The 2,787-nt window shown below is 68.0% G+C and carries 3 protein-coding genes; all 3 read right to left on the reverse strand.

Going from position 1 to position 2,787, the window contains the following annotated elements; translation table 11 throughout:
* Positions 1–288, reverse strand: a 288-nt coding sequence (locus tag ACGFI8_RS47885; RefSeq protein WP_392815778.1) for a hypothetical protein, incomplete at its 3' end; no start/stop codon positions are given.
* Between the two features lie 68 nt (positions 289–356).
* Positions 357–539 (reverse strand): hypothetical protein, encoded by a 183-nt coding sequence (locus ACGFI8_RS47890; protein WP_392815780.1) that lies wholly within the window; start codon positions 537–539, stop codon positions 357–359.
* A gap of 90 nt (positions 540–629) precedes the next feature.
* On the reverse strand, positions 630–2,663 hold the full coding sequence (locus tag ACGFI8_RS47895; protein ID WP_392815783.1) for a hypothetical protein: 2,034 nt from the start codon (positions 2,661–2,663) through the stop codon (positions 630–632).
* Positions 2,664–2,787 lie beyond the last annotated feature (124 nt).

The raw sequence follows: 2,787 nt of genomic DNA on the forward strand, positions 1-2,787 counted from the left end.
GTCGGACAGGTGCCCCGACCACACCGCTGTATCAGCAGCCGCGCCATGTATCTGGGCACAAACGTCCGCCACGTACGTGGCGAGCACCGGCGCGTTCCAGGACGCGGCGGCCTCAGCGACGGCCTGTTCCAGGTCGGGCGGGTCGTTCCAGCCTGACGTCTCCAGGACCTGCCAGCCACCGCCGAGTTCGCGCAGCCGCCGGTGCCGGAAGCCGATGCCGTCGATGCCCGGCAACCGGCTCATCATGACATCTGCCCGGGTCATCAGGACCGTGCCGTAGTAGCTCACGCCGCGGCAGCGTACCGGTTCGTGATCTCCGCCGGCTCGCCGCCCTCGAAGGTCGAAGCGGCGTCCGCTCATGCCGCTGCCCAACCGCGCTGGAACCCAATCGATGCCAAGGACCGGACCACCACGACCACCTCGGGCGAGATCCCTACGATCGTGAACACATCACGTTGAACAGTTGCCTGTGCCGCCGGAAACCGTCCTGGATGATCGACGCCCTCGATGCCCGCATCGCGCACCTCGAGATCCTGCAATGATCTGCCACGACGAGATCACGCCGCCATGAGCCGCCGGCCCGCCGGGGTCCTGGTTCGGGTGGCTGTCCACAGTGGAGGCCATCGTCGTCAGTCTGGGCAGTTCATGATGGCGGAGGCGACCCATCCCAGGCTGTCGGTGTGTTCGGGTAGCTGTTGGGTGAGTTCGGTCAGGTGGGTCACCCAGCCGACGCGGAGGCGGCCGTCTTTGGGCAGGAGGTTCTTGTGGAACCAGATGTCGTTCCTGACATCTTCCTGGGACCGGTTTTCGGTGATCAGGTCGGCGACGGCCAGCAGGATCGCCTCGCTGGCCAGGTCGTGTGACACGGCCCGGGCCAGCGCGGCCAGGTGGGGCAGCATGCCGACCACCGCACGTTGCCGTTCCACCGGTGTCGCGTCACGGTCGATGTTCAGCAGCGGCGCGGCGATGACGTCCGGACGGTCGTCGCCGGCCTGCAAGTAGGCGACCGCCGCGTCAAACTGTCCCAGTTCGGCCAGGCCCAACACCGCCTGATGGCCGGCGAACGCCGGGTCCCTCGACACGATCTGCTGCACCTGCGGCAGATCCGGCGCCAGCAGGGCCCGGTAGGTATCGTACGTCTCACGGATCCGGCTGGTGTCCCGCAACGGCACCGACAAGAACGAGGCCACCGGCGTACTCGGCCGGTCGAACACCGGCCGCCGCCGGCCCGCCGCCGCCTGCAGCAACTCCGCCGACAACACCTCCGACGACAACCCGGCCGCTGCGGGCTCACCGGCCGGCCGGCGCAGCACCCACGCGTTGCTGAGGTTCAACGCGGCCAGACCACCGGACCGGCCACCCAGCCCGCCACCCACCGCACTGGTCTGATACACCGCCGACACACCATACAAATCCAGCAGGCTCTCCAACGGTGCCAGACGCCCACGGGTCACCACCACCGGCACCCGACCCCGCCACCCGTACACGTTCAACAACGTCCGGACCGCATCGACCTGACCCGCATCCGGCGAGCCACCCGGCGGCACCGACACCACCACCACCGGCTGATCGACACCACCCGCCGCACGCCGCACCGCACGCAACACACCCACCGGCTCACCGGCCCCCGAACCAACCACCACCACCTCACCCGACACACCGCCCGTGTCCACAGTCGACAACAGGTCCGCGCCTGGCGGCAGGAACAACGGCCACGACGGCTCCACATCCCCCTCAACCGGCTCGCCCAGCCGGCTACCCGCCAACGCCGGCAGATAATGACCACCCTCGGTACGCACCACATACAGGCCCGGATCGCCGGCACGGCCCGACGAGACGGTCACACCCTCCGGGGTGACCACATGCAGCCGCACGTCCAGCAGACCGGCCGCCACATCCACCAACACCTCGAACAACGGATGGTAGCCACCCGGCCGGCCCAACGCCGCCAGGAACGCCTCGTACTGCCCCTCACCCCGCGCCGCCGCAACCGCGTACACCGAGTTACGGCTCAGGGCCACATTGTCGAGTTCGAGGAGCAGCCAGGCCCGCAGATCCGCCGGACGCATCCCCGCCATCACAGCCACCGTGCCGGTCCGGCCTTGATGCTCCCCGGCCGCCTGGATCATCGAACCGAACCACGCATCACCATCCACCACCATCTCACCCGCATACCGGCCCAACCCGTCCAACACCCCCCGCTGCGCCCCCGACAGCGCGTTGGAATCCACAAGAACCGACCCCGCCGACGTCCGCACCGGCGATCCGGCACCGGCCGGCACCACATCAGCAGGAGCCACACCACGCGGGAACAACGGCTCGAAATGCCCCACCTCCGGCTGGACCACCCGCCCCCGCCCATCCCGCACCTCAGACCGCACCACCGTGCGGAACACCACGAACAGCGGACCCGACACACCCCGCACCGGATGCGCCACCACACTGCCGTCCACCCCACCCACCAACACCTGAATCCGGAACCCTAACCCCAACAACAAACCAGAAATATCCGGATCATAAACATCCAACTCCTCCCCCCGCGCCAAATCCGCCCGCCCCGCACCCGACACCGGCAACCCATCCTCCAAATACCGGCGCAACCCCTCAGCCGACATCCCCCCACCCACACCATAGAACCGCATCAACTGCGACAACGAATCCACCAAACACAAATTCCCCACACCACTAGCCACACCACGCCGCACATCAACCGGCAAACCCCCCACCCGCTGCCACACCTCATAACCACCATCCACCCCACGACGCCACCCACCAACCGACACCACA

Origin of the sequence: Dactylosporangium sp. NPDC048998, assembly GCF_043197855.1 — a bacterium.
Taxonomy (GTDB): domain Bacteria; phylum Actinomycetota; class Actinomycetes; order Mycobacteriales; family Micromonosporaceae; genus Dactylosporangium.